General features: G+C 60.8%; 8 protein-coding genes and 2 pseudogenes. All 10 read right to left on the bottom strand.

Annotated elements, in window-relative coordinates; all coding sequences use genetic code 11:
• Positions 1 to 681 (bottom strand): annotated as a pseudogene (locus AX750_RS26715) (hypothetical protein); the annotation flags it as partial.
• Between the two features lie 410 nt (positions 682 to 1,091).
• Positions 1,092 to 3,242 carry a protein DpdD gene (dpdD, locus tag AX750_RS09500; RefSeq protein ID WP_066717833.1) on the bottom strand — a complete coding sequence of 717 codons (2,151 nt, stop codon included), beginning with the start codon at positions 3,240 to 3,242 and terminating at the stop codon, positions 1,092 to 1,094.
• The gene (gene dpdK, locus AX750_RS09495) at positions 3,239 to 3,766 is read right to left on the bottom strand and encodes a phospholipase D-like domain-containing protein DpdK (RefSeq protein ID WP_066717820.1); all 528 of its coding nucleotides are present in this window, start codon (positions 3,764 to 3,766) and stop codon (positions 3,239 to 3,241) included. Before dpdK ends, dpdD begins: the two co-directional genes overlap by 4 nt.
• Positions 3,766 to 8,346, bottom strand: coding sequence for a protein DpdJ (gene dpdJ, locus AX750_RS09490; RefSeq protein ID WP_197426537.1), 4,581 nt, complete (start codon positions 8,344 to 8,346; stop codon positions 3,766 to 3,768). The genes dpdK and dpdJ overlap by 1 nt, the downstream gene beginning before the upstream one ends.
• A 14-nt stretch (positions 8,347 to 8,360) precedes the next feature.
• On the bottom strand, positions 8,361 to 9,074 hold the full coding sequence (locus AX750_RS09485) for a hypothetical protein (protein WP_066717814.1): 714 nt from the start codon (positions 9,072 to 9,074) through the stop codon (positions 8,361 to 8,363).
• On the bottom strand, positions 9,064 to 12,105 hold the full coding sequence (gene dpdH / locus AX750_RS09480) for a protein DpdH (RefSeq protein ID WP_066717806.1): 3,042 nt from the start codon (positions 12,103 to 12,105) through the stop codon (positions 9,064 to 9,066). The genes AX750_RS09485 and dpdH overlap by 11 nt, the downstream gene beginning before the upstream one ends.
• Complete coding sequence (gene dpdG / locus AX750_RS09475; RefSeq protein WP_067253987.1) at positions 12,102 to 13,016, bottom strand: protein DpdG; 915 nt, start codon at positions 13,014 to 13,016, stop codon at positions 12,102 to 12,104. Before dpdG ends, dpdH begins: the two co-directional genes overlap by 4 nt.
• Positions 13,013 to 15,508, bottom strand: coding sequence for a protein DpdF (gene dpdF / locus AX750_RS09470; protein ID WP_067253984.1), 2,496 nt, complete (start codon positions 15,506 to 15,508; stop codon positions 13,013 to 13,015). The genes dpdG and dpdF overlap by 4 nt, the downstream gene beginning before the upstream one ends.
• Complete coding sequence (gene dpdE, locus AX750_RS09465) at positions 15,501 to 18,635, bottom strand: protein DpdE (protein WP_082737719.1); 3,135 nt, start codon at positions 18,633 to 18,635, stop codon at positions 15,501 to 15,503. The genes dpdF and dpdE overlap by 8 nt, the downstream gene beginning before the upstream one ends.
• A 100-nt stretch (positions 18,636 to 18,735) precedes the next feature.
• Positions 18,736 to 19,008: pseudogene (locus AX750_RS25470) on the bottom strand (7-cyano-7-deazaguanine synthase); the annotation flags it as partial.
• Positions 19,009 to 19,063: the final 55 nt, after the last annotated feature.

The following is a 19,063-nucleotide window of genomic DNA, read 5'->3' as shown; positions in this document are numbered from 1 at the left end:
CAAAGCCGGCACGCGGTGGCTCTGCGAAGCTACACCACCAGCAGGGACACGACCCAAAAGCGCCTTCGTGCGACCGAAACGGGCCCGTACCTGCTTTAGCCACTGCGCGACTTCTTCAGCCGTAGGTAAGCGCAGATCCATGGGGTCTTGACGCACAGCCCCAACTCTAACCGTTTCGCTTTTGCCTCCCCCCCGCGAGCGGCTTGATGAAATGCGGGTGCGTGCTTGATCAAAGCGCTCCCTCAATCCCGTGGTACCGGCCCAATCCAAGAAGTGACAGGCGGCCGAGATGCGCTGATTGATTGTATTTGGAGCAAGCCCTTTTCCGCGCGCGGACCATCGGCCCATCTGCATGTCGCGCTGATAACCTTGAACGAGATGACGTTTATACTCAATCTGCGTCCAATCAACACCAGTCCACTCAGCCCACTCCATTAAATTCATCAAGTGGCGAGCAAGGGTTACCATAGAATTCTGTTTATATGGGATGACCTCCTGCCCGAACGCCTCCCGAACGAGACGGGGTAGCTTTACCGGATGCCAATCGCCTAGCGCACGAAACCGGATGTAGAGGTTCAGTTCGCGTGGATAACGATGCCCATGGAGAAACACGACCGGCACACCGACAACGCCGGGGTAGCCAGCCAGCCGCATACGGTCACCATCGGGAATGTGAACCACGCCCATTGCTCATTGAAACCGACAAATGGGTGGCCCTGCAATACCCCAATTTTGGTTGCGTCGACCGTGATCCCCTTGCCATTTTCGAAGCGCTGACGCGCCTGTCGCCGCTGGTGCTACTCCATCAGCCACACAATCTTGCCGCCGGCACGGTCGCCTATTCGAGACACGCTTCGGCGTCTTCTACCACGAGCGCACGATCGGCAAGCTGCTGAATCAGATCAGCGTCTCCCATATCGGCGCGCGGGCGCGCCATCCCGGCAACCAGGCGGAGACCGTCGAGACGTCGAGAGAAGATTGACCGCTGGACAAGGCGGCATACGCCGGGGCGTACCAGGATGACCTCCGTCGAATTTCAGTATGCTCTGGAGCCATCGTTGCGCGAAACTATAACAATACAAGGGCTTGCCTCACGCCCCCGTCTTTCCAGGCGACATCAGAAATTCTTCAATTGCACGAAGTGTGCTTGAGAAGCCCTTACCGCGAGAATAGATTAGCGGCTTGTCGCCGCGATGAGATCGAATGAAATCGGTGGCTGCATGTTTTGCTGACAGCCAAGTCATTACAAAGAGATCGGAGTTCTCCGCAAGCGCGCGCAGCCGAGCGCTGCCGCCGTGATCTGCATTCGTATCGACAAGGACGGCCTGCGTAATCTCTTCCAGCGCAACCTTTGCTTGCCGGCTTGATGATTCCGTCAGCGAATAGATAGCGATACGCAAGCCAGCCAATCGGTTTGCTAGACCGTCGTCCGTCGATGCAGCATCGGCTGCCGTTGTTGTCGGCAGCGACCAACCGAGTTCATTCGACAACAAGTTAATCGTCACCCGCTGAAGGCGGGTTAACCGGCCATAAATCGGAACGATGCGGGCGAGGATTCGATGGAGAAATGTCTCGCGGGCACTCGCATCGGGCGCGGCGGCGTTCATGAAACTCTCAACCAGTTCCAGAACCCAATAGATCATATCGACTCCAAAGCCGTCGCCAGAGATCTCGTCGATATCGGCGATCAGGTCGCGATAGGACTTTTGGTCGACACCCGAGGCTAGAAGTGCCTCCACCAGCACTTGGCTCGACTCGTAAATTGTCGCTCCGCGCGCGGTCCCCAGCGCGAACAGGGTGAGCAACCCCCCATAGACCGGAGACAGCGCTGTTCTCGGGAATTCCACATCCCGCTGCAGCCAGGCAACCAGATAGGGCAAGGCCTGAGTGGTGCGATCGGCGGCTAGATCATTGCCCTGTGCCTTTTCGAGCGCCGCAACGAGTGCTCGAACCGCGACGAGGTCACCGGTCGATGCTCCGATTTCCCATTCATCCTTACCGCGGCGCGCAATATCAAGCGCGTCCGCAAAGGCAGGATCTGCGGCACGATCCAGCCAGGCGATCCAAGATGTCGGCGGCGCGATATTCGCGAACTCGTCGGTGACATGCACGATCGGGCGGAACGGCATGGTCTCGCGAAGTAATGCCAGTTCGTCCGGACTGAGCCGTGCCATCGCGGCCATTGCGTCGGCAAGCAGGTCAATACTGTCGACAGCCTCGGCCTGTATAAGCGCTTCCCGCGCCGTATCGATCGGCGCTGCAACGTCAACAGCCTGCGGTTCGGATGGCGTCGGAGCGGGCAAGAGGTCCGCGATCCACCCCAGTTCTTGCCCACGATCGACAAGCATCGCGAGAAGGTCTTGGCGACCAGGGTCTGAAAGTGCCTCGAGACCCAGGAGACGCCATCCCCCCGCCCGCAATCCTGCCGGCGCACCGTTGATAAGCATCGACTGGACGAAAGATTGAACTGAAGCCTCGAACGCAGTGCGCGTGTCGGCAATATTGCCGGCATCGAACGACGCGGCAATGTGGGTTTGATAGAGCGCCTCAAGGAGAAAGGCCGTAATCGCAGGCGTCCTGCGCGCAACGCTAAGGCTTGGAAACTCTGGTAGCGCGACAATTCCCGTCCAGTCCTCGAAGACAGCGAGCAATTGGACATTGAGAAACTTAAGGTTGAGCGCGTCCAGACGGAGTTCGTTGCGGAGGCGCTCGAGCACACCCGTGGCTGCGTCTCGACGCCCCACATTCAGATAGTCCTGAAAGCGGCCGATCAACCAACTGGTCGAAACCGGAGCCGAGCGCTGCAATTCGGGTGCGCGGGCTAAGGTATCACGAGCGCGAAGCACCGCACGTAACGCCCCGATGCGTGCCCGCTCATCCATCGGCAAGTGCATGATAGCCGTCACAGCTGGCGCGACAAGCATGAGGCGAGCGCCGACCGGATCAGCGGCGTCGAAGGTCACCGGCACACCATCGAAGCCGGTGACTGTCGGCCCGGCAAAGGCCAGCAGGACGGGTTTGAGGCGCCTCCAGTTCGAAATTGTCGGCGCCGCTACATCAATCTGCATGTATCCGGCGCTATTGACGATGGGAACGAGCGCTCCGGGAAAGGCCTCATCAGCTACAGACTGGGTCACATCAGCGCAGAGCGCTGCGAGGTCGTGACTGGCCCCAGCCCATGGCTGGAGCGCGATAAGATCCGCCAGCACTTCCCGGGCCGCATCGAGGCTTGGGCCGATCATGTCATCTGGCCTTCCCACCGCGTTTCAAGTTCGATCGACTGTTCGGCGACCGCCGCTGGGTCGGTGCGTAGGACAAGATGTTCGCCGTTGGTAGAGATACCGTTGAGCGTGAGGTTCATTGAGCCGCTGAGGAAATAATCTGCGCCCAGCAGACCCTTAGCGTGGAAGCTCTTCTGCACAGTCCATTTGATCTGATCGTCGTAGCGCGCCTTTAGCGTCTGCAATCGAGCGATGAAATAGTCATTGTGGCCATCTTCGCGGATCACCAGCCTGATCTGAACGCCGCGTGCCAGCAGTGCGCGCAGCAATTGAGACAACCGGATTGGCGCAGCCGGCCAGTCCGGCTCTAGTGCTGCAAATTCACGCGCTGAATTGTCGATGATCTCGACATCGCTGATCCAGGCAAAGAACAGCCACAACTTTGGGCTGGGTTGTATGAGTTCGGCGACGAAAAGTGTCTGGAACAGGTCGCGCACCGCGCGCGACTGCGCTGGGCCATGTAAATCGCGGGAGGGATGCGGCATCAGACCTGCTCCCTGAGTGTGAGCGTTACCAGCGTCCTGCAGTCCGCACGTTCGACCCGTTCAATCGCGGGGAAAAACTGGAGTGCGCCCACACTGACTGGCGTCGCCGAAAGCCGGACGAGCGCAGCCCGGATCTGCCTTGACTCGCCGGCGTCGGCGACAAGACGCCCCGTTCCCTGAGCTTCAAAGGCAGCGGCAAGTTGCGTTTCCCAATCGGGATCGCTGAACGCAATCGTCGCGATCGCCCGGCTGAGCAGCAGATGGCGAACGAGCGCCGGATCGGTAGACCGCGTCTGCCGGAACGGGTTGTAGGATTGCAGGACGCGCTGACGCACTTCGTTGGCGCGCGGCCACAACAGGCTCGCAATCGCCGACAGAACCGTGACATGCTCAATCGCGGCGGCTGGGAGCGTTGCTGCCAAGAACGCGCGAACGGCAGTCGACAATGTCGCATCGCGGCTCGCGATATAGGCAAATTCGCGCAAGCCTATGGCTATGCCGAACCGGTCTTGTGTTGTGTCCCAATGTGCCTGCAAATCGAGCAGCAACTGGTCGAGTTGTGCTCCTGAGCCTGCGCGCAGCAGGCGGTTGTTGAGAGAGACCGACAGCGCATGGCTGAGGTCAATCCCGCCGCGCTGCGCGAGGTGATGCGACAAAGTGCGCCACAGAATCGCGCGCTCACTGTGCGAATTGGTGGCACGCAGCCGCGCGACCTGTTCGCCGATCTCGCTATCGTTGAGGCTGAGGGTAAGGATCTGACGCAAGCCGCCATCGACCAGTTCAAGGTCGCTGGGTGCCAGCGCCGCATCGAGCGCCGAGAAAAACAGGCGCGGTTCGGACGCAAACCGGTCGGCAAAGGCTTCGAGGACACCGGCGCCGCCAAGTGTCGTCTCGCTGATCCACACGCTCGCGATATCGGATGCCGCATCGTCGCGGATATCGACGAGCAGGGTGTCCACGGTCGCCTGTCGGGGTGCTGCCGCGATGCACGCCTGAAGCATTGCCTCACCGAGCGTTTCCAGGATCAGGCGGCGAAGCCAGGCGTTGAAAACCACAGGATCGACCGAGAGGAGTTGCCCGGCGAGTACGCGCAACCTATCACGAACGATCGGCCGACCCAGTTGTTGGAGCAGCGCCTGCTGCAAGCGCCCTCTCCGGGCTGCAGCACCGGCGCCGGCCGGGCCACCCGCTAAATGGTCACCACTGCCATCCGCGTCATCGTCCGCATCGCTGTCTTGCGTGTCGTCGGTATCGGGTGGCGTTGGCGGCATCGCGCCGAACACATCGTCCATGACAGCGCGAAACACGCCTTCGATTCGGTCGTCGCCGAGGAGGTCAGAGATCGTTTCAGCAAGCGGCCGGTCATTGCTCGAGGCATCGGCGAGTACTGCCGACAGCAGGAACTGGATCAACCACTCGCGCTGAAACTGGTTTAGGTCATCGGGCAGTTCCGGGTCGAGCCGGATCAGGTCGCGAATATAGGCAAGCTTGCTGGCAGCGAGAACTTCAGGCGGCAGGCTGATACCCGCGAGCGTCTCGCCGTCGGGCAACGCGAGGTCGAGCCGAAACCCATCAACTTCCAGTTCAAAACCGACGGCGGCTGGGCGATCATCGTCGCTGGTGAAGGTGAGCGTGACGGGAAAATCATCCTGCAGCGTTCGTATGTTGGCTTGGGCCGTGCCGGCAAAACGGCGAACGCTGACGCTCGAGCGAAACCGGTGCAGATGGAAGTCGATCGCACGAACATAGTGCCGCCACTCCGATCGGGTCGGGACCGGAACGCCAAGCGCGTCGCCATTCGCGACGATGTCGGACTGCCAGAGTAGTCGGGCGTTGCTGCTCGGCAGCGCTTCGCTTCGGGCGGCTCGTTCGAGACGCACGGTCCGCGGACGAAACACCAGGAGCGGCGGCCCGCCGACCTGATCGTTGAGGCTCCCGCTAAAGCTGCCGACGAACTCATGTTCTACCGCATAGTCGCTGATCCGGCGGTCCTGCTCTCGAAACGCCGGATCTACCGGGATCCAGTGCGACAGCGCGCCGCGCTCATGCGCGAAGCGGCGGGTCACTCGCCCGGGCACGAATTGATTGAGCGCCTGGAGGATCGGCATTTGCTCAACACGCTCCTCATGATTGACCGTCGCAGGCGGAACAATCACTCGCACTTCGGGCAGGCTGAGGTCGCTAAACAGGTTGCGCGGCACGAAGTCGGGGAGCGGATGATAGTCGACTTGCAGGTCGAGCGCTGCGCCTGCACCTGGAATGGCGAGTTGCCAACTGCGAAACAGCCGGCGCACGAGCGTCGGAACGGCTTCGAGCAGAAGTGAGCGCGGGGCTTCCCAAAGCAGCGTCTCGGCGACCGACCGTCCGATCCCGAGTGCGCCCATCAGATAGCCGCGCAGATCCTCAATGGTGGCCGCGTCCCCCTGCACCAACTGGGTCAGTTTGGCCCGGGTGCGATCGAGAACTGCGCGCTCTGCAGAACTAGGCTGACGAAGCGGACGGCTGAGAATATTCCACTGCCAAGCCTTCTCATAGCCGGCGGTCGTTGCCGCCAGCCAGTCAAACAGCGCGAACACTGCCTGGATCTTCATGACGTAGGGATTGCGGATCGGGAGATATTGCGGCTCGAGCGACGGATCGAACAGATGTTCAAATGCCTGGTAGAAAGCGCGATCGCGACCGTAATCCGACAGGACCGTGAGGATGATAGGGCGCATCGCGCGGTCGCGGCCGGCACGGCCCTTCCGCTGGAGAAACGAGGCCATGCCGCGCGGCGCCTTATGCTGGATGACGGCTCCGACAAGCGGATCGTTGAAGCCGACCTCAAGGGCCGCTGTCGCAACGACGATATTCGCCGATTGATTGACGCCTGCATCTTGCGAGGTGGTGCGCCCGACTACCAGTCGGCGATCCAGCGGATGGCCGATATCCTCGCAAATCCGCCATCGCTGGCCCTCGACGTCACGGATTGCGGCATCGGGCCCGGCACGGCGAATATCTGCCAGTGGCGTGCGTGCAGCATCCGGACGTCCGAATATCGTGAACGCTTCCGCATCGCGCAGATCATCATAGAGGCGATTGGTAACGTCGAGGTCGTCGGTGAACAAGAAAGCGCGCCGGCCAAAGACGCCCGACGCGTTGATCGCGCCTGGAGGATCGAGCAGCCGAGGCACCAGCATTGATGTCTGGATCGTGGTCGAAAGAAGCGACGCGCGAGACGCCGGATCACCGCGCAATAGGATCTGATATTCGGCCCCCCGCTCTTCGAACTCCTCCAACGTAGGTGAGATCTCGACCACATCGTCGAGTGCGGCTCCCGTTAAATCCGAGAAGAAGCGCGCCGCATCGCCAAGGGTTGCGGAAAGACCGACCCAGGTGATCGGCGCGTCTAGCAGATGCCGCCATCGGCGCAGTGTCAGCGCGGCTTGCGCACCGGTTGCCCCTTCATACGTGTGCACCTCGTCGAGAAGGGCGAGCAACGGCTTGCGGGCGGGCGGGAGACCGATCCCAAACAGGCCGCGCATCCATTGATCGGAAAGGCGTTGGTTCAGGATCTCGGTTGTGGTGAACAGAACATCGGGTGGGTGGAGTTGCAGCCGGGTCCGGGTCAACACGATCTGGTCGTCACCGATCTGTTCACCACAGTCATGCTGAACGCAGACTAGGCGTTCGGTGCTCGCAGCGATATCGGCGCCGCGCCAGACGAGTTCGCCGTCGCAATGCGGACAACGCATCCACGGGCAGACAAAGTCCTCACCCCGCCGGACCCAGTTCTTGTCGGTGAGTTCCTGGCGCGTCGCCCGGGTCGGGGTCTTCCCGAACAAGGCACCTATGACCAGCGGCCTGCGGCCATGCGCTGCCAGTGGCTGGTCGATCGTTCGCGCCATGCGAAAAGCTTCCGCGAACTGGTCCTTTAGAAGCTCGATCCTTGGGTAGATTGCGATGGCCTTGACCCAATGGTCGGAGCCGATCGCTTCGCCGATACGGATCATGCCAGGAAGATAGAAGGCGATGGTCTTTCCGCTGCCGGTACCTGCGGTCACGATCGTACCGCCGTCGGCGGTCGCCGCCGACAGACGCAACGCCGCGCGTTCTTGAAACCCCGCCAGCTTCATTCCATCGCGCGCGGTCAGCGCCTGCCACAAATCCTGCCGCAGTTGCGATCCGCCAAGTACCGATGCGTGCTCGGCAAGGATATCGGTGGGCAAACGCAGGCGCTGTGGAAAGCGTCGCGGCCGGCGGTCGACGCGGAAGTCGGCGACAAGCGACGGCGCACCCTGCCAGGGCTTGTTGGGAAATAGCTGTCGGTTGGCGGCCAGCAGCCGCATCATTTCGGCGAAGCGCGACCGAATCCGGACGTCGCCACCGATGCTCGCCATCTCGAAAATCAGCTTGGCGTCGATCAATTCCTCGACGAGGTCCTGCCCGTCGGTGCCGCTGACGCCAGCGACTTCGCAGACTTGATCGCCCAGATCGAAGGCTTCATCTTCACTCAGCGAGCCATCGGTGAACCCCCACTCGAGAGAGCGCATCTCGACGGCTTCGATGCGGTCGAGTACCGCGAGGGCGTGGTTAGACACGGGCATGATCGTGCCTACCTCAGCTTGATGCGGAACGCGCCGAGCAAGTTGCGTCTCTCGAGCCACGCTTGCACTTCGGACGTATAAGCGCTGAGCAGCGCGTCACTGCTTGCCGCCGCGCGAATGAACGCGACCACACTTGATGGGATGTCGGAGGCGGCGAGCGCTTTCCAGGCCGCTTCATGCTGGCTAACCAGAGCATCGAGCCTCGCGATCGCCGTCTCGAGGTCGGCCGGTAGGCTCGCGCCAAAGGCGGCTACCTCGCCCCGGATCTGCTGTATCTTGGAAACACTCGCTCGAAACTGCGGCACTTGGCCGAGCGCGCTCAGGACATCATCCGCGCCAAACGCGGCGCGCTTTTCGACATAGGCTTTCCAGGCTGTGCTCGCGGCCTTGTGCCCGGCGCTGGCGATGCCGTTCAACCGGTCGGTGAAGTCGTGTTTGATATCGAATGGAGGGTCGTTGATCTTCGCAGGGTCTTCCTTGATCGCTTCGCGCAACACGCGCGCTTTGTTAGCATAGCCTTGGGCATCGCTCGGCTCGAAGTCGATTGCGACGCCGGCGTTGGCAAGGGCGGTCAGCGTCGCACGAAGTCTGCCTAACAGATGTGATGCGCTCTCGAATTGCCTTGCACGAGTACTGAACTGCTCTATTTCAGCCGCGCCATTCTTTAGCTTCTGATATGTGTTGATCTTGATCGCGAGATTACTGGCGCGGTCAAGCAGCATCGACTTGCTCCCCAGTGGCTGTCGCCATAGCGATCAGATCAGCTTCAATCGCGCGTAGCGATACGTCGATCTGATCGAGACTAGCCGATAGTGCGTCATTCTTGGCATCGAGGCTTCGGCTGTTTGCACCGATATTCTGATCGACCGTATCGAGGAAAGCTTGGGCCGCGGCAGCCAGGGCAGTCCCGGCCTCGACCGCGCTGCGGCGGCCGCGTCCCAACTGGGGCAGAGCCGCGATGACATCAGACCCCTTGGCCAGCGCGCGTGCCGCCAGTATCGAATCATCGAATTGCACAGACCTGAACCGTTCAATTTCCTCGCCCAATGTCCGAGCGGTGTTGCTGGTCCCGATCCCAGCCTCGGCGACAGCTTGGCGCGCGGCATCAAGTGCATTGACGATAGCAGCACGATTGGCAGTGGCGCCGAAGGCGCGTTCCATCGCCTCCAGCCAAGCTCGGCGCACGGTCAATTCCGCCGCTGCAGCTACCGGGAGCGCGTCCCGGACATCGCGATAGGTTTTACAGAGTTCCTCGGTCTCGCTCTCAGGTGGCAGCGATCGCAATTGCCATTTTGCCTGACGAAGGTCCTTAATCGGTCCGAGGATGCGGCCTGGATTGAGCATTGCACCGGCGCGCCCCCCCTTCATACTCGACATCTGCGACCGGGCGATGTCCGCAAGCTTCTCACGGATCTTGCAGAGCGTGGCATAGAGCGACTTCATTTCAGGAGCGGTGCTGGCGCATTCCGGCGCCCAGTTACCACTGAATGCCGCGTCGATCATATCGGCGATCGAAGCGTCGGCTTTGATACGGCCGCCGATCGCCGCCCCAATGCATAGCAACTCGGTCGCGGCGGCGGCCCGGTCCCACTGCGGTGTGGGACGGCAGATCCCACGCAATTGCTCCTCGACGCTCCTAGCCCAGATCTCAACGCAATCCAGGAACGCGGCGAGCATCTTTTCGCCATCCGGGAATTCCCAACGGAACTCGTTCTTGCTCGCGCGCAGCACGCCCTGCAGCGCCGCTGCCGCCGTCGCCGGGCGAACCTGAGTGCCCGGTATAACGAGTTTGACGGGGATATCCGAGCGCACCTGTGTAGTCTGGCGATCGAAACTAATGCTGGCCGTCTGAAAAGGCTTGCCGGTCTTTCCCGTGAAGGTTGCCTTGGCAAGACCGGCCATGTCCCAGTCGATAGCATTCGACACTGCTGAAAATACCAGCAGGCGAAGATTAGTCGCAACCGTCTGGTCCAGACCGTCGCCTCCAATCCATTGCGCGATAAGCCGGTCTTCCTTGCTCACCGCTGCCTGAACAGGCACGTCAACGATGACTGCGTCTGTGATCGGGGCCGGAGCATTGGCTGCGCCTGCGCCGGGGACTTCGGGTATCTCGAAAGCTGCGCGAAGCCGGTCGTCGAGATTAACGATCCTGCCAGTGCCATCATAAAGTTCGAGGAATGCCGCCCAGCGCTGAAAGTTCTGCGGATTTCGATTGGCGAGTTCGTCCTGCGCGACGACCGGTAGCGCGGTGATTCCACCAAGTTTTTGTAGCAGCTTGAAGGGCGGAAACGCGCCGGTAGCGATCTCGGGTCCAAAATTATCGAGCACCTCGACGAGCAGATCATTCTGCAATATGCGCGGGTTGAGGCGTTCGGGCATCGACGCATCGGCGCGCGAGGCGGCATTCCAAAGCGCCTGCTGTGTGAATGGGTAGAGTCCATAGCCATCCACTGCTCCGAACACGGCGTGGCATTCGCTTTGGTGGACACAGTCATTGCATTTTGAACGGGGGCTCTCACCGGGCGCCGCTGCTTCGTTCCATTTTTCGATCCCGCTGCGACCCAGACGGACGGCATTGAGATAACGCGCCGTAAACTGGCTGAGCGATACCGGCGTAACAGACCTACCTTCGGCACGCCCCGCCGAGCGGTCCATGTCGACGATGTGGGTAGTGCGCATATAGGCAGTTTCGGCGACGCTTTGAAAAAACCCCGTGGTGACAGCGATCGCTGTGCGCATTTTGCATTGGCGGTCGTCGCCCTGCGAAGTGACAGCTTGGAGCAATGGCCGATCAATGCCCTGGAGGCGCGCGAACTCCTCGACGAGTAGGACGAGTTCCTTACCTTGTGTCTTTAGATAGCTGCGGAGCCGCGTCATGAGTTCTTCGACCCGGTCACCCGAAAAACTGAGGGTACGCGCCACCGCGCGCTCGAGATTTCGGTTGATGATCCTGATTGCGAGCGGAAGATTGACGGCCGGGTCGAGTTCTATGACGTTTATCGCGTTTCGGGCGAGACGCGACGCATGTGCGAAGTCCATTCCGCCAAGCGGCAAATCGCCGTCGACAAACGCGCGGCGCCGATCGGGCCGGTCCTTGGCATTGGACGGTGCGAAAATGTGGTCGACAATCTCCGCAACGACCGAGTTATCTCCCAGGAAATGCGCATGGCGCATGTGCGGATCCTGGAACAAATTGGGCAGACAGACCAAGAGCTCCTGTTCGATCTCGTCAGCCTCGGGCGGCAGAACTTCCTCGCGAATTACCTGTGCGAGGTCATTGAGCAATTGCTGCTTCTGGTCGTCGCGGCTCTGCGTGCCATCGCCGGCCGATTGAAGCGTCTCGAGAAAGCTCCCCTGCTGCTCGGGGGGCAGTTCGTCGATGAGCATTCTGACGATAGCGCGCAAGGACGTCCCCGATTTTCGGACGACCAGCACGACCCGCTCTTTACTCGGCTTGATGTTGAGTCGCATCCAGTGAATGAGATGTGACTTGCCCGACCCCGTCTCGCCAAGGATCGCGGCGAGCGCGTGCGGCCGGTCTCCACGTAGAAAATCGTCGAGAAAGGCAGCGGGCGTCACGTCGGCCCAAGACGCCTCGCCAATATCCTGGAATGACTTGCCGACCTGCGGACTGACTTTCAAATCCCAATCACTGTGGACCGCGCGGAACAGGCTGTCGCCGATATGTTCGGCGAAAGGATTGATCACCTGGCGAACGGCACCGGGATCCCAGCAGAGATAATTGCGCATCATGCAGCGGCCTTCAGCGCTATATTGCTCACGCGCTCCCTGCGATTGCCAAAGTCGAGGATGCGCGACGCGGCGTCCGCGACGGTTGACATGCTCAACCGCTGACGGTCGGCGAGGCGCTGGAGCCCCAGGCTGGTGGTGATGGAAAGGAGCTTGTCATGGTCCGTGGTGGGATGGAGGCGCATCGCCTCAAAGCCCTCACGAACGCTGCCGGTCTCGAAGACTGGAAAAATTCCTGATAGCCGCGTCAGGAACTGCTCGACTGGCAGATCGTCTACATCAGCGTAGATGGCGGGAAGCGCGCTTTCAATTGCCTTCACTGGATCGGGTATGACTCGGCGCGACGTGACATCGTCCGGATTATTGCCGCCGCCGACGATTGTTGCGAACCCCAGATAGCGACTCCAGTAGAGGAAGCTCTGCCAACTGGCATAGTCCGAAATCTCAAATTTTGAGGCGTGATCGCCGATCATCGCGCGCAATTCGTTGATCGGCTCCTTCGAGAAATTCATCGGCCGAAGCGGACTCGAACTCAAGAACCACGAAAGCGCGACCATATAGCCCGACTGTTTTGCGTCCGCGGCACGGTCGGGACTGAACAACGTACGGCGCATGAAGCTCTTGAAGTAGGGCTCGCTGTCGGCGCCTTTCTTGCCACCGCTACGCGCATCCTTAGTCAGCCGCAGCCGACCCTCGACCTCTTCGACTAACCCAAGGCGGCGCGCCTCGCCGAGCGTGTTGCTGAATAAGGTGGTAGTGGATTCGCCTTCTTCACCACCACGACTTCGAAGCGATGGCGGGGTCGCCCAAGCTTCGATTCGGTCTTTCAATTCGCCTTCTTCGCTATCGAACAAGGCCGCATAGACTGCGAGCAAGCGGCTCGGAACAGCTTCAAATGTTGTAATAATACTCATTGCGCCACTCTTGCATTAAACTCGTCGAGCGTCAGCGTCCGACCGCCAAATACATCTTTCAATCTGCGTCCATCGGGGGCCGGTTGATCGATCGGCGCGAGAAAGATGCGAGGATTGTCGGCCCGCGGCGCGAGATTTTGCGGCTCCAGTGTTTGCCGGTCGCCGACCATGACAAGTTCGGGACCACGCGGCAGCCGCGACAAGGCCAGCGACGACAGATCGCTTACGAAGAATGCCGATCTTTCCGCGAATTTGAGAACACGGTTCATATCGAACGGCTGCGGGCCAAGTGTGATTAACTTGGCGAGGCGCGCTTGCGCCAAGCGTTGCAGCGTGTCGCCGAGCCGGCGCGAGGCGTTGCGGGCAAGGTCGCCGGGATCGTAGCTGACAAGCAGCCGGAGATCGCGATCGAACAGATTGGCGACGAGGGGATCGAGCGGATCGGTCCAAGGGCCACGCGGTTCGCCGACAGACACACTGTTGAGGCGGCACGTGTCGTCAGCACGGCATCGGCTGCAGCGACTGCACGTCCGTCCGACCCGGTTCGCGCCATATAGATCTTCGAGGATCGAAGCTGGGCAGCGATTGCTACGCAGAAATTCACGCATCAGATCGAGATTGCGCTTGGCAGCAAGCCAGCCGGCCCGCCGCACGGGTTCGACACGCGTCTGCCACAGCGCCAGTTGGAGGTGGTGATCGTCGATAACCTCAACTTCGAGCCAGTCCCCCTCTTGCTCGATCCGCGGATAGGGCGTGCCAAGCAGTCGAAGGATGCCGGCCCGCGCCATCAAAGCGACGGTGCGCAGATTCCAGTCGGTATTGGTATCGCCGAACATGTCGATATCGCGTTCATCGGTCCCTGGCCGACCGTCGATCCGCACCGCGAAACGCCCGTTACCAAGGCTGGCCTTCCGCGCGAACATGGTCTTCCAGCGGTGGAAGCCACGATCTATACTGATGACCTGCTGCGCGTTGATGCGCTTGGCGGTCGCCATATCCTCGCGTGTCGGGACGATCAGCGAAAGCGCCGCCTTCCCGTCGCGCCCGCCTCGCCCAACCTCCTGATAGAATCGATCAAGCGTCTCGGGGACGCAGGCATGGATGACAGTGCGCGCATGCCCATAGTCGATGCCGAGTCCAAAGGCCGAAGTTCCGACCACGATATCGAGCGCCCCGTCGCGCCATTGGCCGACAATCTCTTCGCGCTCGGCGCGCCCGGTCTTACCGTGGAGCTTACGCACCCGGCAAAACCCCGCTTCGACCAATCGCGTGTGCCAGGCATTGGCGGCGGGAACTTCGGTGACATAGAGCACCGCGGGCCGTGGCACGTGATGAAGTGCCTCCATGACCTGCGCGATACGGTTCGCCTCGCTAGTTGATGGCGCAATCCAATAGTCCGGTTCGGGCCGCAACTGGACCGCCGCCAAGCTTTCGAAATTGCGCTCGGCGCCAAATAGCGAGCGTAAGGTCTCTAGTGAAGAGTCGGTGAGCGTCGCCGACAACATAATTGTGCGCAGCGCTTTCCCGGCTGGCGCCGCCGACAGCAACTCGCGCCGCAGGCCGCTTAATTCCTGGAACTCGGTGCGAAAGCCGGTGCCCCATTGGTCGACGAGATGAGCTTCGTCGATCACCAGCGCGCGGAGCAGGCCGGCTTCGGCCGCTCGCCTCAAGGAATCGCGTAAACGACCGCAAGCCGCTTCAGGCGAAGCGAAGCAAAGGCCCTGCGTGCCATTTGCGATCCGCTCGGCGATAATGCCATTCTGGACGTCATTACCCCCTTGAAAGGCAAGCGGCCGCGATAACCCGCACACGTTTACCGCTTCCTGCTCGTGATTAACCCCCAGCGCGACGGTCGGGACGATCACTAGGGTGACACCGCGGTTTTCCGCTTGGTCGGCGCCGACAAAACCAACGGTTTGGACCAACTGGAAGATCATACTCTTCCCCTCGCCGGTAGGCAGCGCCACGACGAGGCTTCCTCCGGCCGGGGTTGAGAGCGCCGCACGCACCGCAGCGCGCTGTCCCCGGCTGCGATAGGACGTGCGCCCGACCGCAGTGAGAAAAGGATCGCCTTCGCAGCCGGCATTGTTGAACTCGCGGCATTTCGTCTCGGAAGCGGCAAAGACCTCCACCCCGCCGCCGGCACCAGCCAGCCACGACGGCATCCAGCGCTGTATCGTCACGAGACGTGCTTTGCCGGCAATAGTCCTGTGCAGACCAACTGCATCCCATGCGGCGAACCCGCTGAAACGTGGATGTGACACCACGACCGCCGGCGACACCATCTCTCCGCGCCGGACATGCTCATGCGTCATGGCCTGGCGCAGCAGCACTGCAAGGTCGAGTGCGCTCGCGTGTCGACCGGGATCGATCAGCGCCTGACGCAGGCGCTCGATTGCTGGCGAGCGGGCCTTCCACTCCGTACCGCTGTCGGTGCAATCGAGCATATGGCTCAACGCGACAAAGGCATCATGGCCATCGAGATCAGCCATGGCCATGTCTCGTCGGAATAGCGTTCCCGAGGATAAAGCACCCCATCGCGTCGAGCCGGATCGACGGCAATGCGATGCTCGGCAGAATCGACTCGATCAATGCGATATCGTCGCGCGCCATCGTATCGCCAGCAGACTGGCGGCGCTGTAGTCGGTTCTTGCGGCGCTGCAGATCGCTCTCCGCGATCGTCGTTGCAGCCTTGATCGCCTCCAAAACCCCCGGCTGTTCGGACACAGTCTGGCAGGCACCGTCACGCACACGCCGGCAAACCGCCGGGAACACGGCGGGATCGATGAACTCGGCAAGAATATGCGGCCGACTACCCAGATTGACGTCCGTGCCTAGTCTCCCACTGTGACCATCATAAGGTTTTGATAGGATCGCGAGCAGCGCAGGATCGACCACCTCATCGCCATTGATATCGACGAACAATGTCTGTGCGCTTTGCGCAAAATAACGCTGTGCCCGACGCGAGGCGGCAAGTTCGCCCCGCGACGGCGCCAACAGGTCAGCGATATCGATATTTGGCTCGATGATGAAGCAAAGTTTGAAGCCGATCCAGGCATCCCCGAGCCAGTCCGAAACAGTGCGGTGGGTAATGAATGCGGTGCCCCGATCGTCCCAGCGCGTAAATCGGGCCAGCACGTCTATTAGGGGGGTGCCAGGGCGCAGCAAGGTTACAGCGGCGCGGCGCGTCGCAATCCGCCGCTTCCAGCTCAACGGCTGGGTCTCATCGAGTTCAAGCTGCTGCTGCCACGGCAATCTCGGGATCAGCGTCTGCTTGGTAATGCTGAGCTTGAACGGATCCTCATCGGGCCAGGCGAATGGCTGCTTCTTGAATTGCAACGTGCCGATCAACCATTGATCGACACCAGCTTCCAGCTTGGCCTCGTCAGCCTCGGCTTCGTCCAACGCCTGGATAAACGTCTCGACGGGCTCCTCGGCCAGGGCGATGCGGTCGAGCGCGTACTGCTCGTCCTGCGACTTTCGCTCGTCGGCAATCTGGTTGCGGATGTTAGCAGCCATTGCGACCAGCGCATTGGGTCCCTTCATCAGCAGTTCTTCGAGCGCCTTAGTCTCGATTGCGTCCAGGAGGAACTGCACATCGCTGATTGACCGATGGAAAATCGACAGCCCCTCGGCCAGTATCATGTGCCAGGCCGCAAAGGGGCTGTCATCTTCATTCGAGGGCAGCAAGATCCGATGCCGGATGATGTTCTGGAGGCGGCCATAGCGGTCGAGACGACCGATGCGTTGTTCGAGTCGGGCGGCGCTCAGCGGCAGATCGAGATGTACGATCGCGTCGGCGAAGCTGAGATTTAGCCCCTCCTCGGCCGAGCGATCGACAATGAGGATCGCGGTAGCCGGCGCTTGTGCGAACAACGCCACGACATCCTTGCCGTCGTCAGGTCCGCCGCACTCGGCTAGGAGCAGGCAAACCGCTCCGTCAACCGCATCCCGCAGTGCGTGGTGAAACGCTGCCGCCGTCGCAGACGCTGTCGCAAAAACCACGATCTTGGGATGATCTACATCCACCCGCAGCGTCTTGATCAGGCGCCGCGTACTTTCGACCATTGTTTCGATTCGGTCGGCGTCGTTGTAATCAGCGGCCTGTTCCCGCAAGGCGTCTAGAATTTCGACCTCACCCAGGAACATTGGGCTTACAACTGCAAGCCAAACGCGCAGCGCATCGCCGCCTTCGGAAATTGCACCGAGCAACTGGCGATAGCGAGTGGCGAGTGGCGCGCATCCAACCTCGTTATCGACGAGTGAGTCGACCGCTGCCGACCGCCAGTCTTCAACCGTGGCGAGCAGCAAAGCTAGAACCTCGCTCGGATCGTCTTCGGTGCGAACATGAGTCAGCACGCCACTCTCGGGCCCTCGTGGCCGAAACTCCCAACCGACGGCGTCAGCTCTCCGCGAGCGGATCAGCCGCTGATGAATGCGATAGCTGTCAGCGACGTGTTGTTTTAGCGCCCCACACAGGTCGGAAAGCCGCTCGGGTGCCTCACGCGTTGCGGCGATCAGTTGCGGCGCCAGATTCTGCACCACAGGATCCTCGGGGAAACCGCGCACGAGTTCGGCGCCGCGTTGGCGCAGGACTAGGCCTGGGGCGTCCGGGTCGAGACTGAGGAGCAATCGGCCAATAGCTCGCCGTTGTTGGAGCTTCGCTCGGAATCCGGTCAGATCGTCGAGCGGATGAGTGAGTGGATCGAGCAGGTTAAGTAGCGCCAGAAATCGGTGCTCCTCGCCGAGCGGCGGTGTCGCTGAGAGCAGCAGCAGAACAGGCACATCGCGGGCAAACTCCTGCAAGCGCGCAGCCGACTGAGCGAGTGGCCCACCCACAAGCCCGACCAAATGGTGCGCTTCGTCGACGACCAGTACATCCGGCATTCGCCTGACGCGCGCGATCTCGGCATGCGAACAGCACTTAAATGGCTCGGTAAACTGATCGAGGCGCAGCTTTTCGTTGAGTTCGCGCCCCCATTGGTCACAGAGCGCGGGCGGGGCGGCGATAAGCACCTGAGTGTCCGGATTGTCGATCAAATGTTGGCGGATGATCAGCCCCGCTTCGATCGTCTTGCCGAGGCCAACCTCATCAGCGAGCAGATAGCGCTGTATCGGGTCGCTCAAGACACGGCGTACCGCGGCGACCTGATGTGGGACGAATTCGATTCCAGCCGATAGCAACGAGGTCAGGCCCTGCGCTGCGCTTGTGAGCGCGCGTAGGGGTGCTAATGCAGCTTGGCGTCGATCATGGAGAAACTGGCTTTCCGCTCCACCGGCCACAAGAATTTCGGCTGGGTCCTCCGGAGCATTCCATGGGCGGACGAAGAGGTCGATTTCGCTAACGTCGCGCTGTTGGCCATTTGGAAAGCGAATTTCGTAGGAGACAAGGCCGTTCTCTTGCCGCAGATAATCAGTAACCCGCCCGACGCGCATACGATCATTTTCGCGAACATAAGCCCGAGTTTGTGGGCTCAAGTAGGCACGCGCAATCTCAGAAGCAGCGCATTCAATAGACTGAATGCGCCGAAGCGAATGGAAAACGGAAATAGTGCAGCGCCCTTCAGCCGCCGCTTCTAGTTTCCCGACACCCCTGTGTCCGGGTAGTTGGACCAACATTCCCCTAAACAGTTTCTCAACCTCCACGGGCGAATCGCGCACCGTTAGCCCTTGGAGATATTCTAAAGGGGATGGCTGAAGTACCAACCAATAAAAAGGTCTACCCGTCCGTTTTGACTGCGAACTTGTACCACCCGGCACTGCGAAGTTCGCAGGCTGGGCACTCGCCGCAGCCAAATCCCCAGTCGTTCAAGGTTTGGCGATCGCCAAGGTAACAGGTGTGAGACTCGGCTCTGATCAGATTGACCAACTCTGCCCCTCCCAACTCGTCAGCAAGATGCCATGTTGCAGCCTTGTCGATCCACATAAGCGGTGTATGCAGCACAAACCGGTGCTCCATACCGAGATTAAGTGCCACCTGAAGTGCTTTGATCGGTCGTGTCCCATAGCGTGGTGTAGCTGACGGTGGTCACCGGCGATTGCCGGTT

The sequence above is a fragment of the Methylobacterium sp. CCH7-A2 genome, assembly GCF_001557075.1.
Lineage (GTDB): Bacteria > Pseudomonadota > Alphaproteobacteria > Rhizobiales > Beijerinckiaceae > Allobosea > Allobosea massiliensis.
The sequence above is the reverse complement of the archived record's forward strand: the minus strand, read 5'-3'. Positions and strand labels throughout refer to the sequence as shown.